The 15,126-nt window shown below is 60.8% G+C and carries 17 protein-coding genes; 6 read left to right on the forward strand and 11 right to left on the reverse strand.

What is annotated here, in order from left to right:
* Nucleotides 1–76: 76 nt before the first annotated feature.
* The 4 genes from ACTJKE_RS28850 to rfbF all read right to left on the reverse strand — a co-directional run bounded on the left by ACTJKE_RS28850 (nucleotide 77) and on the right by rfbF (nucleotide 4,066).
* Complete coding sequence (locus tag ACTJKE_RS28850) at nucleotides 77–814, reverse strand: glycosyltransferase family 2 protein (RefSeq protein ID WP_440693240.1); 738 nt, start codon at nucleotides 812–814, stop codon at nucleotides 77–79.
* 179 nt (nucleotides 815–993) lie between these two features.
* Nucleotides 994–2,226: a class I SAM-dependent methyltransferase gene (locus tag ACTJKE_RS28855; protein WP_057249095.1), complete on the reverse strand. Its 1,233-nt coding sequence runs from the start codon at nucleotides 2,224–2,226 to the stop codon at nucleotides 994–996.
* Between the two features lie 8 nt (nucleotides 2,227–2,234).
* Entirely contained in the window at nucleotides 2,235–3,302 is a 1,068-nt protein-coding gene (gene rfbG, locus ACTJKE_RS28860; protein WP_440693242.1) for a CDP-glucose 4,6-dehydratase, read from the reverse strand.
* A complete protein-coding gene (rfbF, locus tag ACTJKE_RS28865; protein WP_057249097.1) occupies nucleotides 3,299–4,066 on the reverse strand; it encodes a glucose-1-phosphate cytidylyltransferase in 768 nt (255 codons plus the stop codon). The genes rfbG and rfbF overlap by 4 nt, the downstream gene beginning before the upstream one ends.
* 207 nt (nucleotides 4,067–4,273) lie before the next feature.
* On the opposite strand from rfbF, the gene ACTJKE_RS28870 reads away from it, so the two are divergent.
* A complete protein-coding gene (locus ACTJKE_RS28870) occupies nucleotides 4,274–5,134 on the forward strand; it encodes a glycosyltransferase family 2 protein (protein ID WP_058326432.1) in 861 nt (286 codons plus the stop codon).
* A 9-nt stretch (nucleotides 5,135–5,143) separates the two neighbouring features.
* On the opposite strand, the gene ACTJKE_RS28875 is transcribed toward ACTJKE_RS28870, so the two are convergent.
* The 7 genes from ACTJKE_RS28875 to ACTJKE_RS28905 all read right to left on the reverse strand — a co-directional run bounded on the left by ACTJKE_RS28875 (nucleotide 5,144) and on the right by ACTJKE_RS28905 (nucleotide 11,122).
* The gene (locus tag ACTJKE_RS28875) at nucleotides 5,144–6,256 is read right to left on the reverse strand and encodes a DegT/DnrJ/EryC1/StrS family aminotransferase (protein ID WP_113132177.1); all 1,113 of its coding nucleotides are present in this window, start codon (nucleotides 6,254–6,256) and stop codon (nucleotides 5,144–5,146) included.
* Nucleotides 6,257–6,271: 15 nt separating this feature from the next.
* Nucleotides 6,272–6,982, reverse strand: a complete 711-nt coding sequence (locus tag ACTJKE_RS28880) for a metallophosphoesterase family protein (protein ID WP_058326431.1) — start codon at nucleotides 6,980–6,982, stop codon at nucleotides 6,272–6,274.
* Complete coding sequence (locus tag ACTJKE_RS28885) at nucleotides 6,979–7,974, reverse strand: ATP-grasp domain-containing protein (protein ID WP_093234909.1); 996 nt, start codon at nucleotides 7,972–7,974, stop codon at nucleotides 6,979–6,981. Before ACTJKE_RS28885 ends, ACTJKE_RS28880 begins: the two co-directional genes overlap by 4 nt.
* Nucleotides 7,974–8,849 (reverse strand): NAD-dependent epimerase/dehydratase family protein, encoded by an 876-nt coding sequence (locus ACTJKE_RS28890; RefSeq protein WP_440693245.1) that lies wholly within the window; start codon nucleotides 8,847–8,849, stop codon nucleotides 7,974–7,976. The genes ACTJKE_RS28885 and ACTJKE_RS28890 overlap by 1 nt, the downstream gene beginning before the upstream one ends.
* A complete protein-coding gene (locus ACTJKE_RS28895) occupies nucleotides 8,846–9,571 on the reverse strand; it encodes a class I SAM-dependent methyltransferase (RefSeq protein ID WP_057249103.1) in 726 nt (241 codons plus the stop codon). The genes ACTJKE_RS28890 and ACTJKE_RS28895 overlap by 4 nt, the downstream gene beginning before the upstream one ends.
* The gene (locus tag ACTJKE_RS28900) at nucleotides 9,568–10,284 is read right to left on the reverse strand and encodes a WbqC family protein (protein ID WP_057249104.1); all 717 of its coding nucleotides are present in this window, start codon (nucleotides 10,282–10,284) and stop codon (nucleotides 9,568–9,570) included. The genes ACTJKE_RS28895 and ACTJKE_RS28900 overlap by 4 nt, the downstream gene beginning before the upstream one ends.
* An 85-nt stretch (nucleotides 10,285–10,369) precedes the next feature.
* A complete protein-coding gene (locus ACTJKE_RS28905) occupies nucleotides 10,370–11,122 on the reverse strand; it encodes a CmcI family methyltransferase (protein WP_113132178.1) in 753 nt (250 codons plus the stop codon).
* A 171-nt stretch (nucleotides 11,123–11,293) separates the two neighbouring features.
* Between ACTJKE_RS28905 and ACTJKE_RS28910 the strand changes: the two genes are divergently transcribed.
* The 5 genes from ACTJKE_RS28910 (at nucleotide 11,294) to ACTJKE_RS28930 (ending at nucleotide 14,678) form a co-directional block, all read left to right on the forward strand.
* Entirely contained in the window at nucleotides 11,294–11,839 is a 546-nt protein-coding gene (locus tag ACTJKE_RS28910) for a dTDP-4-dehydrorhamnose 3,5-epimerase family protein (RefSeq protein WP_057249106.1), read from the forward strand.
* An 85-nt stretch (nucleotides 11,840–11,924) separates the two neighbouring features.
* Nucleotides 11,925–12,395, forward strand: a complete 471-nt coding sequence (locus tag ACTJKE_RS28915) for an aminoacyl-tRNA deacylase (protein WP_057249136.1) — start codon at nucleotides 11,925–11,927, stop codon at nucleotides 12,393–12,395.
* Nucleotides 12,396–12,469: 74 nt separating this feature from the next.
* Nucleotides 12,470–12,940: a hypothetical protein gene (locus tag ACTJKE_RS28920; RefSeq protein WP_306341285.1), complete on the forward strand. Its 471-nt coding sequence runs from the start codon at nucleotides 12,470–12,472 to the stop codon at nucleotides 12,938–12,940.
* Between the two features lie 509 nt (nucleotides 12,941–13,449).
* Nucleotides 13,450–14,127 (forward strand): L,D-transpeptidase, encoded by a 678-nt coding sequence (locus ACTJKE_RS28925; protein ID WP_057249107.1) that lies wholly within the window; start codon nucleotides 13,450–13,452, stop codon nucleotides 14,125–14,127.
* Nucleotides 14,124–14,678: an OmpA family protein gene (locus ACTJKE_RS28930; RefSeq protein ID WP_440693248.1), complete on the forward strand. Its 555-nt coding sequence runs from the start codon at nucleotides 14,124–14,126 to the stop codon at nucleotides 14,676–14,678. Before ACTJKE_RS28925 ends, ACTJKE_RS28930 begins: the two co-directional genes overlap by 4 nt.
* Nucleotides 14,679–15,126 lie beyond the last annotated feature (448 nt).

Consider the following 15,126-nt stretch of genomic DNA (forward strand, 5'->3'; position numbering starts at 1 on the left):
GTAGCACTTTGAAGTGCTGCATGTTTTTGTCCTTTAATCGGGTACGATTGAAGGAAACATGCAGGAGCCGGCACGTTTACGCGCTTTGCCGCCAGATCGAGGCCGAGTCGGTGATCACCTTCCGGATGCGGCGCTGTTCGCGGCATTCCCGTCCGATGTCCTTGATGACCGGGCGGGCCTCAGGCGAGAAGATGTAGTTCCGGCACCGGGCGACGTAGGTTTCCATTGCCGGATTTACGCCGGAATAGAACTGCTTCTCGGGGTCACGAGAAAAATCCATCAGCCCGGCGCAATGGCGCGCAAAGCCGCCGCGAAGGATGGAGGGAGACGTTGTGAATTTCGGGAAGGTGCGAAACAGCGGGATCTTGATCCCGAGGAAACGCGCATACTCGTTTCGCCGGTGGAAGTGACCCTTGCGGCGGATATCCCAGTTCTGGTCCGCCGTATGGAATGACACCTGGGTGATCGCCGGATCGGCAAAGGGTGCCAGCAATTCCTCTCCCATGTCCCTCAGGGCAATCCAGTCGTCTTCCAGATGGAAGACCCAGTCGGCGCTGGTCGACGACCAGAGTCTCGCGACAGCCGCGCAGAAGCCGGGGTTCTCCGGTTGGAAGACGATGCCGTCGGGGAAGTGGCTGCGGAAGATCTCCACGCAAGTGCTGTGATCCTCGGGCGATCCGAAGATCGGATCAAGGTTGAGATAGGCGCCGCGCAGCTCGAGCCTGAGAAAGATCCTGTCCCGGAAGCTGGCCAGCGTCTGGGCAAGCAGGTCCGGTCGCCGGGTGGCGACAAGGCATAGGTCAATAGTGGACATTGCACCTCCTTAGGGTGCTAATTTGCAACTGTTGGAACCCACGCCATCGCCGAATTTCAATCTGAACACGTCAAATTTGGGGCAGACCAACCCCAGGCGATATACATTATGGATTTTCGCTGCTTGGTGTGGGGTCCGGGCGGAAGTATGTCCACATTTTCTCCGCCCGGCGCCGGGAATCAGAAGATTTTCAGCTCCGGAATTGCAACGACGAACTGTCCGTCCCAGTCGCGGATTGCGGCATTGTCCGCAACGATTTCCGTGGTCAGGTTCCACGGCAGGATGACGAGATAATCGGGCTTCGCAACCTGCAGGTGGGCCGGTGCGTGCACCGGGATATGGGTGCCCGGCAACAGCTTGCCCTGCTTCAGATCGTTGCGGTCGACCGCGAAGGCAATGTCGCCCGGCTTTACGCCGCAGACATTGAGGAAAGTGTTTCCCTTGGCGGCGGCGCCATAGGCGGCCACCGTCTTGCCTTCGGCCTTGGCACGCGCCAGGAACTCTTGAAATCCTTTGCAGACGGCGGCGATCCGGTCGTCGAAGGCAGCGTAGGTTTCCATCCGCATCAGGCCGGCTGCGGCTTCCTTCTCGCGGACAGCTGCTAGCCTTTCGGTCGCTTCGCGCGCACCGGAGGCCAGTTGAGCAAAGACCCGCAGCGAACCGCCGTGGGTCGCGAGTTCCTCGACGTCGAAGACCTTCAGGCCGGCGTTTGCGAAGATCCGTTCGACGGCGGCCAGCGACAGGTAGGAATAGTGTTCGTGGTAGATCGTGTCGAACTGCACGCCTTCCATGAGACGCAACAGATGCGGAAACTCGAACGTCGCCACGCCATCGGGTTTCAGCAGGATGGCGAAGCCGCCGACGAAATCCGCGATATCGGGCACATGGGCCAGCACGTTGTTGGCGGCGGTCAGGTCGGCGCGGATGCCGCGATTGACGAGCGCCGTCGCGGTTTCGCGGCCGAAGAAGGCCACCTCGGTCGGAACGTTGCGGTCTTCGGCGATCCGTGCCGCATTGGCGGCGGGCTCGACGCCGAGCACGGGCACGCCCTTGGCGACGAAATATTGCAGCAGGTAGCCGTCATTCGAGGCGATCTCAACCACCTGTGACGCGTTGCCGAGTCCGAAGCGCTCGGTCATGGTCTCGGCGTAACGGCGGGCGTGCTCCAGCCAACTGGTCGAGAACGACGAGAGATAGGCGTAACCGTCGGTGAAGATCTCGTCGGCCGGCACGGTCTCCGTTGTCTGCACCAGCAGGCATTCGGAGCAGACCATGGCCTTCAGAGGAAACGAGCGTTCGCGCGCGATTGCTTCCTCTGTCGGCTCCAGGAACGAATTCGACCAGGGCGTCGATCCCAGGTCGGCGACGACGGTCGTGAGCGGCGTCGAACAGAAACGGCAGTTGTGGGGCATCGAAGTCGTTAGCCTCTCATGAAAGCGTCGATTTGGCCGAGCGTCAGGTCGCGGGCGGAGCCGCCGCGACGCCAGCCGTCATACCAGTGCGCGGTCCAGGCGATCGCCTGATCCTGCGAGAGCCGCGCGGTCCAGGACAAGGCCTTCAGCGCAAGGGCCGGATCGAGGCCGAGCGTCTGCATTTCGCGGGGCCGATCCTCAGACGAACTGTCGCGCCATCCTGTCTGCAGACCCATGGCGATCTGGATTGCGCCGGCGACATCGCGCACGGGGATCTGCCGTTCTGCGGGGGAGGGGCCGAAATTCAGTGCTGCAACAGCGGTTTGGCCCTCGTGCAGCGCTTCGGCATAGACGAAGTAACCGTTGAGGCAATCGAGCACGTGCTGCCAGGGCCGGGTCGCCATGGGGCTGCGGATATCGAGCATCTCGCCCGATAGTGCAGCTCGGACGATATCGGGGACCAATCGGTCGACGGAGAAGTCGCCACCGCCCAGCACATTGCCGCCGCGGGCGGTCGCGACCCGGATGCCGCGCTCGCGCAGGAACGAATCCCGCCAGGTCGAAACGACCAGTTCGCAGGCAGCCTTCGAGCCGGAGTAGGGGTCATGGCCGCCGAGTGCGGCCTCTTCCGGAAAATGCCGGCCGCTTTCGTCGTTGCGGTAGACCTTGTCGGTGGTCACGACGACGATCGTTCTGAGCGCGGGCGCCGTGCGGGCCGCCTCCAGCAGGCGCACCGTGCCCATGACGTTGACATCGAAGGTCTCGGCCGGTGTCCGGTAGCTTTCGCGCACCAGCGGCTGGGCCGCCATATGCAGGATGATTTCCGGGTCGAACTGGCGGATGGCCGTCGCAAGCGTATCGCCGTCGCGGATATCGCTCAGATGTTCGCCTGCGGTTTCGCTTGGCCCGAGCAGGGCGTGCAGAGACGGCTCAGCGGCAGGCGGCAAGGCATAGCCGGCAACGCGGGCGCCCATCTGCGCCAGCCAGAGCCGCGCCCAGCTTCCCTTGAAGCCGGTGTGGCCCGTCAGAAGCACGCGTTTGCCGGCCCAGAAGGCGGGGTTGGCAAGCCGGCTCATGACCAGACTTTCCAGGGCGCCGAACCGTGTTGCCAGAGTTCTTCGAGCTGGTTCTTGTCGCGCAGCGTGTCCATCGGTCGCCAGAAACCGTCATGCGGGAAGGCCATCAACTGGCCGTCACTGGCCAGGCCTTCGAGCGGCGTGGTTTCGAACGAGGTGTGGTCGCCCTCGATGCGATCGAGCACGGACCGGTTGAGGACGAAGAAGCCGCCATTGATGCGGTTGTTGTCGCCGGCGGGCTTCTCGATGAAGCTCTGAACCCGCCCGTCGCTGACGGCAAGCGCGCCGTAACGCCCCGGCGGAACGACGCTGGTCACGGTCGCTTCGCGGCCGTGGCTGCGATGGAAATCGGTAAGCGCCTTGATGTTCACGTCGGCAACGCCATCGCCGTAAGTGAGGCAGAAGGTATCGCCCAGGTGATCGGCGACGCGCTTCAGGCGCCCGCCGGTCATTGAGTCCGTGCCGGTGTCGACGAGCGTCACGCGCCACGGCTCGGCCTTGTTGGAATGGAAGAGTGTCTCGCCGGTCGCCATGTCATAGGTGACGTCGGAAGAGTGCAGGATGTAGTTGGAGAAGTATTCCTTGATCATGTAGCCGCGGTAGCCGAGGCAGATCACGAAATCCGAAAAGCCGTAGTGGCTATAGATCTTCATGATGTGCCAGAGGATCGGCCGCCCGCCGATTTCGATCATCGGCTTGGGTCTCAGATGGCTCTCTTCCGAGATGCGCGTGCCGTAACCACCGGCGAGTATGACGACTTTCATGCAGCTACCTCACAGTGACGCGCGTACAGCGCGCGACGCATTCCTCCCGTTGAGATAACCCATGCTACCTTGCGCGTGGATCGCTCGTGCGATGTTGACAATCCAGGCGATCGAATTATCACAGCCGGAAACGCGACTTTCGGGGCGGACGCGCACGGTTCATTGCACGATTTGCCGGCTCAATCAATTGCCGGGAAGGATACGGGAATGGCGCGGGTGGGTATCGGGCTGCCAACGTATAACGGCGCGGATTTCATCGCTGAGTGCCTCGCCTGCCTTCGGGACCAAACGTTCGAGGATTTTGAGGTCTTCATCTCGGACAACGGATCGACCGACGGCACCTCCGACATCTGCGCGGATTTCGTGAAGACCGACACGCGGTTTCGGCATGTATTCTACCGTGAGACGGTTTCGGCAACTGAGAACTTCCACAGAGCGCACGCTATGAGCAGCGCTCCTTATTTCTGCTGGCGTGCCGACGATGACCTTGCCGATCCGAACCACATTGCCGGTCTCGTCGCGGCGTTGGACAGGGAGCCGCATGCCTCGCTTGCCGTTTCGCCGGTGTTGAGGATAGTAGAGCTGCCGGAGCGGATCGAGCGACTTTACGGCCTGCCGTCTCAGCTATCGGGGGAGCGAGCGCTGCGCATTCGCGACATCCTTCTCGGCTGCCACCCGAGCTGGTTCTACGGCCTATGGCGCCGAGAGGCCACAGGCGTGGCCCTGCGGCGTCTTCCCGACTACGGGTTCGCGTGGGCTGCGGACCATCTCGCGCTGCTGCCTGCGATTTTCGACAATGCGGTCGCCCTGTCACAGGAAGGGCGTTTCATTCAGCGCATCAAGCGCCAGGCCGACTACCACCTGCCGCCGCTAGACCTGCTGGAAGCGCGCAGGCGCTACAAACGAATTGCACTTGAGATGATTGCAGAACGACAATGGTCGGCCGCCGAGCTGAAGGCGATGAAGCGCGCGCTTGAGCTGCACATGGACCTCCGGGTCGCCCCCTGGTTCAAGACGCACAAACGGGCGCTCAGGCAGAAATTCCGGTCTGCCTTATCGCTTCGCTGAGTTCGGCCATCAATGTGCTGCGCAGTCGCGCAGGACCTGCACGACCCGGCCGATCTCGTCAGACGTCATGTCGTGATAGCTCGGCAAATTGATCGCCCGGCCGGGAAGGTCATAGGCAACGGTGTTTGCCGACGCACCTTCGAAGGGCGGCAGCGAGCTCAGCGGCCAGAAGAAGACGCGGGCGTCGATGTTTTCGGCGGCGAAAGCACCCTGAAGCTTCTCGCGCGTGACGTCGGTTTCCGGCGCGAAGACGACCGTCGGCATCCAGAAGCCGTTCTTCGTGTCTTCCGGTTCCGGATTCATGGAGATGGAGTTCACGCCCGCGAGCTGTTCCCTGTAGGCGTAGAAGATCTCGCGCTTGCGCTCGACCAGTTCGTTGACGCGTTCGATCTGCGCCAGGCCGACGGCCGCCTGAAGGTTCGACATCTTGTACTTGAACCCGACTTCGTCCGGCCAGAACTGTTTCTTTTGTCCGCGTGCCCGGCCGTGATTGGAAAGGGTCAGCACCTTTTCATAGAGCTTGCTGTCACTGGTGACGAACATGCCGCCTTCGCCCGTCGTCATGGTCTTGGTGCCGTGGAAGGAAAATGCGCCGAAGGCGCCGAGCGAACCGGCCTTGCGTCCGCGCCATTCCGATCCGAGTGCTTCGGCTGCGTCTTCGACAACGGGGATGTTGTGCCGCGTGCCGATTTCGAGCAGGCGGTCCATGTCGCAGAGATTGCCGTAGATATGCACGGCCATGATCGCCTTGGTCTTCGGCGTGATGGCCGCTTCGGCCTTGTCAGGGTCGATGCACCAGCTGTCGGCGAGCACATCGACGAAGACCGGTTTTGCTCCGAGGTGGACGATCGGGGCGGCGGATGCGGTCCAGTTCGTGTCAGCCAGGATGACTTCATCACCCGGCCCGACGCCGAGAGCGGCAAGGCCCATGTGCAGCGCGCCGGTGCAGCTCGATGTCGAAATCGCATGGGTGACATCGAGATGTGCGGCAAAGGCAGACTCGAAGCGATTGATGTAATCGTAGCAGCGCTCGCCCCAGCCGTTCGCCGCTGCATCGGTGGCATAGGCGACTTCGCGTTCGGTGATTGAGGGCTTGGTGTAGAGAATGCGAGGTTTCGTCATGTGGGTCGCCTGTGCTCAAGCCGATCGGTCGTTGGTTGCGTCTGCGGCAACGATCTTGTCAATCCGGCCGCCGATCTGCGCGCCGAGATAGAGGTTTTCGTAAAAGCGCTCCGGGAAGCCCGCCTGCCGCATGTGGTGGGCCGTCCTGTCGATGTCGTAGGCGACACGGTGGAGTTCGATGCCTGCCGGCGAGAGCGTCGCAAAGGCGGCGCGCGGGTCGCCGTCGCGCGGTTGCCCGACCGAGCCGGGATTGCAGAAGACCTTGCCGCCGATCTCCAGGCGCACCTGCACATGGGTGTGTCCGGCAAAAAGCCGTTCGCAGCCGTCGGGAAACTGCGCCTCCGAAACCTTGTAGAGATATTCGTCGATCGGATCCTGCCAGCTGCCGTGAACGAAATAGGTCGATCCATCGACGACGTAGGTTTGCGATCCGGCGAGCCAGGCGCGTTGATCGGCCGAAATGATGCCTCTCTGGTACTCGATGATGTCATTGACCATCTTCGATCGCGGGCAGCCTTCTCCGCTGACGATGTAATAATCGTGATTGCCCAGGATGTTTGCGATGCCGCGTGCTTTCAGCACGTCTACGCACTCGCCCGGCTGAGCGTAGTATCCGACGACGTCACCCAGCGACAGGATCGAGCTGCAGCCGAGTTCGTCGATGCGTGCGAGCACCGCCTCGAGTGCGGGAAGGTTGCCATGAATATCGGAAATGATGGCGATCATAGAACCACCAGGTCCTCGGAGTAGCGCCAGGCCCGGCCCGTCTTGATCTCCGGTGCTTCGGGTTTTCTCCCGTAAACGTAGTAGTCGAGCGCCATCGCCGCCTCGTTGTAGCCGAAGGCGGCACGCAGTGAGGTACTGCTCGAGAAGCGAGGATTGATTTCGAGCAGGTAGGGGATCGTGCCTTCCAGCCGGAACTGATAGTTCGTCGGTCCGAGCGGCTTGAAGTGTTGCGATAGCCTGCGCACGGCCTCGGTCAGGAGCGGCTCGTCGACGACTTCGGCATATTGGGTGTTGCCGGCGACGGACAGCTTGCGCTTGAAGACGATCGGCGGCAGCGTCGTGCCATCACCAAATCCGAACGCGCCGACCGTGTATTCCTGGTCGTTGCTGCCCACAAATTTCTGGATGAGGAAATCGTCCGCGCTCTTCAGGGTCCAATAATCGAAATCGGCCGCGTCCCGCAGGAGTGCTATTCCCCGGGAGCCGTTGCCGCGACGGGGCTTCAGCAGCAGCGGCAAGGGGCCGAGCTCGCGGGTGCAAGCTTCCAGGCTGCGGCTAAGCGTGCTCGGAATGGCCGGAAGGTCCGCTTGCAGCAGTGCCTCGCCCATGTCCCATTTGTCCTGCGCCAGCGCGATCAGCGGCGAGCTGTTCAAGACGACGCGCGTCTCGGTCGCCTCGAAGCGTGCACGGTTGTCATTGAAGAACAGGACATCGAGTTCCAGGCCGGGTAGCACCAGTGCGACGTTTTCTCGCCGAAGCAGTTCCAGCCAGAACTCCAGATATACGGGAGAGGTCTCATCGCATGATGGCTTGGCGACGAAGTCGTCGCAGAAGTGTCGACCGATGCCATTGGCATCACGATCGATGCCGATGATACGGATCGGTGCTTCCAATCGGCGGAGCGACGCGACGATACCCTGGCCGATGATTGCGCCTACCGCAGTCACCACGACCGTAATCGGCTGTTTCGATTGCTTTGTGTCGTCGTGCATTACTTGACGTCCATCGGGCCGAATGCTTCGGCGGTTCCGGCTGATTTGATCATGGCAATCCCGTCTCGCATCGTGATCAGAGGCGGCATGCCCAACTCGGCCAGTGTTACCGCACCATCAGGAAAATTCACCTTCCGAAAGGGAGCCTTCTCCGCCGCGATCACGACATTGCCCCCGAGCCCAAAGGTTTCATAGGCGATTTCAGCGATCCTGTCGCAGGTCATCGCCTCCGTGTGAACCGCATTGCAAACACCGGATATGCCCGTTTCGGCCGCGCGGATCATCATATCTGCCGCGTCCTGCACATGCAGGAAGTTGCGCACACCATGGGAAGCAGGCATGCGAAGGTCGAGCCCACGGGACGCGTAGGCGATGATACGCCCCATCCACGGCTGGTGGGCGCAGCAGCGGCCCTCCACGTCATAAAGCTGCGAGAAGCGAAGGCTGCAGAAGCGAAAGCCCAGTTTCTGCGAGCTCCATTCCAGCATTTGCTCTGCCAGTTGCTTGGTGAGTCCGTAGGATGTCAGGGGTGCCGCATCCAGCGTCGCGTCCGAGGAAAGCGATCCGGCGTATATGACCGCCCTGGTCTGCAGCCGTTTGGCGAGCTCGGCGACGTGAAGCGCGCTTGCGGCATTTGCCGCAAAGTTTTGCTGTGTCCCCGATGGACCGTCGTCGGCGAAGCTCGCTGCACAATGGAACAGCACGTCCGCGGTCAGGCCATCCGGTGCCTTTGCCGAGCCGCCTTCGATGTCGAAGAAGATGTCATCTGTCTTCGCCCGGCCGACACTGATGGTCTCGACGCCCATGTTCCGCAGGCGCGCGACAAGCTGGCCCCCCAACATCGAGCGCGTGCCGATGATGGCGGCGGTCTTCATGCCAGTTCTGCTTCCATCAACAGGCCGACGCAAAGATCGGGGAACTCAATGCCGACCTTGAGCATGGCATGCAGATTGGCCTCGAAATCGGGCAGCGTCTGCAACACGGGCAATGGCAAAGGCTTCAGATAGATGCCTTCCTCGTGCACCACGCGGAAGCCATGATTTTCGAGTTCGGCGCGGAAAGTGTCCCGGCAATATTGGCGCTTGTGGCCGAGCGCCAGATCGTTGGCGTTCAGGCTGTAGATGTCGTCGATCTTGCCGAGTTCCACGCCCAGTCGTCTGTTCAACGACTTGGCATTCGGCACCGCGGCGAACAGACGGCCATTGGGTTTCAGGAAGCGCCGGAACCGGTCGAGGACGAGGCCCGGATCGTCGACATGCTCGAGAACGAAACCCATGATGATGACGTCGAAGCGCTCTTCCGTTTCGAAGTCTTCGAAATAGGAGAAGACGATCTCGCCGGAAAAGTCCGGGCTGTTCTTCTTGAAAAGATCAATGACGAACTGCGAGCCTTCCACGATTACGTGGCGGTCGCAGACCTTGTTGAAAAGGTGAGGGGTGTAGCCGTGGCCAATTCCAAGATCGAGCAGCGATTGGCATTTGCCAAAGCGTTCGACCATGCGCTGCGGATACCAGTTGAGAATGAGATTGTTCTCGATCGATGTGACTGCGTTTGGAAGATATTCCGACGCCACGTTATCCAGGTTCTCGGATTTCACTTGGTAAACTCCCTCCAATCGACAGTTCCGGAATGCACGACACTTGCGCCCTTGGTACCGCAATTGGCGACGAGGTCCAATGCCGTCACATAAGGGGTGAACTCTCCGTGCATCTGCGGGTAGGGTGTACGTTCGTAGTTCATGTACTGAACCGATATTCCGTTGCGATTGAAGAGATCGTGATCGAGATAGTTCCGTGCGCCGTGGCCGGTGATGTAAACCGTCCCTTCGAGATGCGCAGTGATGTCGTATACTCTCTCGCTGCTCGCACCGCCAATGGTCAGCGTGTCCGACGAGACGAACTTCGGTCTGTCCAGATTGAAGTAGGCAGCAAGCGCGAGCATGGAATTGCGTGCAACATCCGCAATCGTCGATGCGTCCTTTGCGAACACATCGTCGACCAGTTCCAGCATATCCTTGGCGAAGGGGGCCTTCATATAGGCCTGCCGGAGGATATCGCGGTGGCGGGCCCGCCAGTCGTCTCGATTGTCGATCAGCACTTCATCGATCCGCTGCCCCATGCGAAGGTCTTTCAAGGGCACGGTCAGCCAGCGGACGCCGTTCTGGGTCTTGATCTGTACGCGGTTTGTGAAGCTGCCGCGCGAGAACTGCACATCGTCGTAGTGGACGAACACGTCCGCCAGTTTGATCTGCTCCAGCATCCCAACCCAAGGAAAGTACATGGATTGTGAGATGACAATATTCCGAGTCATCCGGTACTTGCCTAGTGTTCGTGTTTTCGCGATCGAGAGTTGGCGAGCGGCACGAAGGCCTGGTCGAGCCGCTCTTTTCGTGCCCCTACTTTTCGATGCAGCGAAGATAGCCGCGCGGCGAACTTGAAAGGACAAGCTTGCCGTTCAGGGCCTCATCGGTCTCGAAGCGGGTCGATTCTTCCATATACGCCTTGAGCGCCGCATAGGGCTCGTCGCCGGCGCGCCAGATTTTCGAGCGTTTGGTGGGTGTTTGCGATGAATCGGCCCATCCAAGGACCGTATCCGCCACCACCATGTACTGGCCTTCGGTGACCAGCGGGCCATAGGTGCGCAGTTCATCCAGCACGTGGTCGCGGCTGTGGTCGCTGTCGAGCACGACCATGACCGAGGCGCCCTCAGGAATTTCCGCCTTCACCTTCGCCAGCGTCTCGGCCGCCGTCGAGGGGCCTTCGATCAGTGTGATGCGCGACGACATCGGATGCTTTTCGATCGAATCCCGATTGTGCGCACGGATGTCGATATCGACGCCGATGACCTTGCCCTTGCCGATCAGTTGCAGCATCGCGGCCATGAAGATCACCGAACCGCCGCGGGCGACGCCCGTTTCGATGATGACGTCCGGCTTGGTGTTCCAGATCACTTCCTGGGTTGCCATGACATCGGCCGGCATCTGGATGATCGGCACGCCCATGAACGACCAGAGATAGGCATAGTCGTATTTGTCGAGCGTCACCAATGTCTCGAGCGACTGGCGAAAGGCGTCCTCGTCCTTGCCGAGCGCGAGCGACATTTCCTTCTTGTGAGCCTCGAATGCGAGACGATCGTCTGCTGCTGCCATAACTGCTACCCTTTATTCGGATACGCCGCAGGTCACGATTCGCGATCTTGCAGCCTCGTCGATTCGTAACGCTTTCCTGTGAACGCTTTCATGTCGACAATTGCAAATACGGTCAAGGCCGGTTTCTTAAGGGGGAAAGCGGGGGCGCCTCGCTCACTCGTGGAAGTTTCAATGTCGCGTTTTGACCGTATTCCTACACCCCTGTCGGGTCTCGTTGTTGTCGAACGCCAGCGCTTTGGCGACGATCGCGGCTTCTTTTCACGTTTCTTCTGCCGCGAGGAACTCGCCGATTTTGGCGCCGGCGGCTCTATTGCCCAGATCAATCATACGCTTACGCGGGTGGCAGGCACGGTTCGCGGCATGCATTTCCAGCGCGCGCCGCATGACGAGACGAAATTTGTCTCCTGTCTCGCGGGCACAATCTTCGATGTCGCCGTCGACATGCGGCCGGACTCCCTGACCTATCTTCAGTGGCATGGCGAGGTCCTGAGCGCTGAAAACGGCCGGTCGATGATGATCCCCGGCGGTTTCGCGCACGGGTTCCAGACGCTTTCCGCTGATTGTGAGCTGATTTATTTGCACGACAAGCCCCATGCGCCCGATGCCGAGGGCGGGCTCAATGCCCTGGATCCGAGGCTCGCGATCGCCTGGCCGTTGCCGGTGGCCCAGATGTCGGCGCGTGACCAGGCCTTCGCGATGCTGAAGGACGAGCGCTGATCGTCGGTCCCGTCCGTCGTTGACTTCGTGGTGGATGGGAGGACAATAACCTTTCCGCGCCACCACGGAAGAAGGGGTGTCGACGATGACGATCGCCAGAAAACTACAAGACTATATCGATGGTGCGGGTGTCGCCTATGACACCGTCGCCCATCACCGCACAGCCACCACCAGCCAGACGGCGAGAGCGGCACATGTGCCCGGCAGCAGGCTTGCCAAGTCCGTGGTCGTTCACCACGAGATGGGGTACGTGCTTGCCGTTGTGCCGAGCACGCACCGGGTTGAGCTCTCCACCTTGCAGGACGTGATGGACCGGCGCCTCGGTCTCGCTTCGGAAGAGGAAGTCTGCAACCTCTTCGCCGATTGCGATATCGGCGCGGTGCCGCCGATCGGCTCGGCCTATGACGTGCCGGTGTTGCTCGACGAAAGTCTGGGCGACGTAAACGACGTCTACTTCGAGGGCGGCGACCACAGGACGCTGGTGCACATGAGCGGATCGAACTTCCGCAACCTGATGAAGGGTGCGCAGATCGCCCGCTTCAGCCACCCGGCCTGACGGCCGCTCAGAGAATATGCCAAGCCGGCGGTTCGCCGGCGGCCGCCTTCGCGCGCCGTTCTCTTGGGTCGGAGATGACAGCCCACCTGCGGTCGAACATTGCCGAGTTCGAATGCAGCCTGTCGGGCTTGTCAAAGCGGGGGCTTGGCGTCACCATCCTTTTCGACGGACACCTTATCTATACCGGGTTGGGGGGATCGATGGTGCGCATACGCTCTACGAATATGTCCAAGTCTCTGACACTGCTGCTGGTTGCGGCCAGCGCTCCAGCTTTCGGATCCGTTGCCCTCGCGGAGGGCAATCTGTTCGATCAGTTTCCGTTCGCTGTCGCCTGCGAATACAAGGGCACGCAGCATGCCTTTTACCTGTCGAAGGTAACGGCCGATGGCACGGCGACCTACTTGGCCTCGGACAACTTCGCCGGGACGATTACCCTGGGCGGAGGGGCAAAGGCCGTGGGCACCGAACAGGGCGGAAGCTGCCTCGGCAAGACGGTCGAAGAGCTGAGAGAATCGGGCCAGGCGCGGGACATCAGGGCCAACTAAAGCGCGTCGCGATCTTTCAGATTCGCTCCTTGCGCTTCAAGTTTTTGATATTTCGCGTGTCGTTATCGCAAAACCGCTGCGCACTTTTGCGCGCCAGGCTTTAGGACCGCGCTCGCCAACGAGCCTGTTGCAGGTGACATGATCGACAACCGCTGCCTTGGTTCCCAAGATGCCGCGAGGGTATGTTCGCCCAATTGTCGTCACCCAATGTTGTGAAATTCGACAATAACCAATGTGCCATTGTTGCGACTACTGAGAAGAGCCAATCGATTATGGCGCTTCGCAAGCGTCACTTGCCGGTGTTGCTCACGGGGCGATCGATCCGGCGATAGACCCTATCCCCTAGACCTGCAGAGCAGGCAAAATCGCGTGATAGTCTGCAACTATCGGCGAAACGCTTCTTGCAAAACAGTCATTGAAAGAATCGGTGCCTGATAATTTTCCGTTGTGGCAAATGAAAAATCTGATTTACTGCGGCTCGCTGCTTGGCTTTTCGGGGGATATTGCCGATGGAATGCACCCGCAGGGATATTATGCTTGGTGGTTTGGCGCTGCTTAGCGCAGGCGCAGCCCAGAAACCGGCCTTCGCTGCCGCGGCGTCCTATTTTTCCGACCCCGCGGTCGACAATGGCGTGACCTACCGAAGCACGAATTTCGCCAAGATCGACAGGAAATGGCAGCGTCAGGTCGTCAAGTATTTCAGCACCGAGCCGATCGGCACGGTCGTCGTGGATACCAGGCACCATTTTCTCTACCTAATCATGGAGAACAAGACAGCCATCCGCTATGGCGTCGGCGTCGGACGCGAGGGCTTCAAATGGTATGGCCGCGCTACGATCGATCGCAAATCGCTCTGGCCGCGCTGGACGCCGCCGCCGGAAATGCGCGAGCGTCACCCCGAACTGCCTGAGTTCGTCGAGGGAGGCTCGCCGAAGAACCCGCTTGGCCCGCGCGCCATGTACCTGCTTCGTGATGGCGTCGATACCGGCTATCGCTTCCACGGTACGCTGGAACCGGGCAGCATCGGCAAGGATGCCTCCAGCGGCTGCATCCGCATGTTCAACGAGGACGCGATCGATCTTTATCAGCGGTGCCCCATCGGTACCGCCGTGCAAGTCCTGCCGCACATTGCCGACAAGGCCCCCGAGGTCAGCCAAGCAACCCCGGTCGCAACCCAGGTCGAATGAGGAATACCACCCTGATGCCCGCTATGCCCGGATATACGAGGCTGCTCTCCGCTGCGGCCATTCTGCTGACGCTGACCGCCTGCAACACCACCGAGATCGCCGCGGTCGAAGAACCGGCCGCGGTGCCGATGACCGGAAAAACCGACGATCCGGCGCCCGGTTTCGAGACTGTCTCGGCCGGCAGCGAAGAGGACTTCATCCTCAATGTCGGCCGCCGGACCTACTTTACGCAGGATTCGGCTACGCTCGATCCCGTCGCCAAGGCAACCTTGGACAAGCAGGCCATCTGGCTCAACAGCAACCCGCGCTGGCTCGTCAAGCTGCAGGGCTTTTCCGACGACAGCGGATCCGCATCGAAGATGGCGACGTTGTCGCAGCAGCGCGCCGATGCAGCGATGGCCTATCTCGCCTCGAAGGGCGTGGACCCCAACCGCATGTGGGCCAAGGGGTATGGAAACGACCGCGAGGTGCGCGACTGCACGGAGCGCTCCTGCAAGGTACAGAACCGCCGCGTCGTCTCCAATCTGCGCACGGAACGCGACGCAATTTGATTGCACGTCGCCTCGGCGTCTTTCGAGAGCCGAAATCGGAACCTTCGCGTTCATGGCAAGGGCTTGGGCAAGAGGTGGGCCGTTCGCTATTGGACGGCAGTTGCCTGCGACCAGACCACCATCCATTGCCCGTCTCTGCATTCATACGTGTCCGTGTGCCAGTAGGCACTGAGCGGCACTTTGTGCCCGCCGAAGATCACCTCAAGCTGCGCGCGATAACGGATTACGGCGAGTCTCCGTGCACCCGCACGGCGATCGTTTCGGGCTCCCAATGCAGGTAGTTGATGTGTCCGACTGCGATCGACACAGCGTCGCGATACCCCTTCAACGAAGCGCGCGTAGGTGATCGTACCCGTTGCGTCCCAGTATTCGCACGCGGCGGGAACGTCGCCTTGCCGATGCGTGCGCGAGACTAACTTCACCAGCCTCACCATCGATCCTGTCGCCA

This window comes from Ensifer sp. 22521 (assembly GCF_052044795.1).
Classification (GTDB): domain Bacteria; phylum Pseudomonadota; class Alphaproteobacteria; order Rhizobiales; family Rhizobiaceae; genus Ensifer.

What these genes read in the sequence shown, in the direction of transcription:
- ACTJKE_RS28850 (WP_440693240.1), bottom strand. Translation starts at nt 814, where the DNA reads ATGTCCACTATTGACCTATGCCTTGTCGCCACCCGGCGACCGGACCTG.
- ACTJKE_RS28855 (WP_057249095.1), bottom strand. Translation starts at nt 2,226, where the DNA reads ATGCCCCACAACTGCCGTTTCTGTTCGACGCCGCTCACGACCGTCGTC.
- rfbG (WP_440693242.1), bottom strand. Translation starts at nt 3,302, where the DNA reads ATGAGCCGGCTTGCCAACCCCGCCTTCTGGGCCGGCAAACGCGTGCTT.
- rfbF (WP_057249097.1), bottom strand. Translation starts at nt 4,066, where the DNA reads ATGAAAGTCGTCATACTCGCCGGTGGTTACGGCACGCGCATCTCGGAA.
- ACTJKE_RS28870 (WP_058326432.1), top strand. Translation starts at nt 4,274, where the DNA reads ATGGCGCGGGTGGGTATCGGGCTGCCAACGTATAACGGCGCGGATTTC.
- ACTJKE_RS28875 (WP_113132177.1), bottom strand. Translation starts at nt 6,256, where the DNA reads ATGACGAAACCTCGCATTCTCTACACCAAGCCCTCAATCACCGAACGC.
- ACTJKE_RS28880 (WP_058326431.1), bottom strand. Translation starts at nt 6,982, where the DNA reads ATGATCGCCATCATTTCCGATATTCATGGCAACCTTCCCGCACTCGAG.
- ACTJKE_RS28885 (WP_093234909.1), bottom strand. Translation starts at nt 7,974, where the DNA reads ATGCACGACGACACAAAGCAATCGAAACAGCCGATTACGGTCGTGGTG.
- ACTJKE_RS28890 (WP_440693245.1), bottom strand. Translation starts at nt 8,849, where the DNA reads ATGAAGACCGCCGCCATCATCGGCACGCGCTCGATGTTGGGGGGCCAG.
- ACTJKE_RS28900 (WP_057249104.1), bottom strand. Translation starts at nt 10,284, where the DNA reads ATGACTCGGAATATTGTCATCTCACAATCCATGTACTTTCCTTGGGTT.
- ACTJKE_RS28905 (WP_113132178.1), bottom strand. Translation starts at nt 11,122, where the DNA reads ATGGCAGCAGCAGACGATCGTCTCGCATTCGAGGCTCACAAGAAGGAA.
- ACTJKE_RS28910 (WP_057249106.1), top strand. Translation starts at nt 11,294, where the DNA reads ATGTCGCGTTTTGACCGTATTCCTACACCCCTGTCGGGTCTCGTTGTT.
- ACTJKE_RS28915 (WP_057249136.1), top strand. Translation starts at nt 11,925, where the DNA reads ATGACGATCGCCAGAAAACTACAAGACTATATCGATGGTGCGGGTGTC.
- ACTJKE_RS28920 (WP_306341285.1), top strand. Translation starts at nt 12,470, where the DNA reads ATGACAGCCCACCTGCGGTCGAACATTGCCGAGTTCGAATGCAGCCTG.
- ACTJKE_RS28925 (WP_057249107.1), top strand. Translation starts at nt 13,450, where the DNA reads ATGGAATGCACCCGCAGGGATATTATGCTTGGTGGTTTGGCGCTGCTT.
- ACTJKE_RS28930 (WP_440693248.1), top strand. Translation starts at nt 14,124, where the DNA reads ATGAGGAATACCACCCTGATGCCCGCTATGCCCGGATATACGAGGCTG.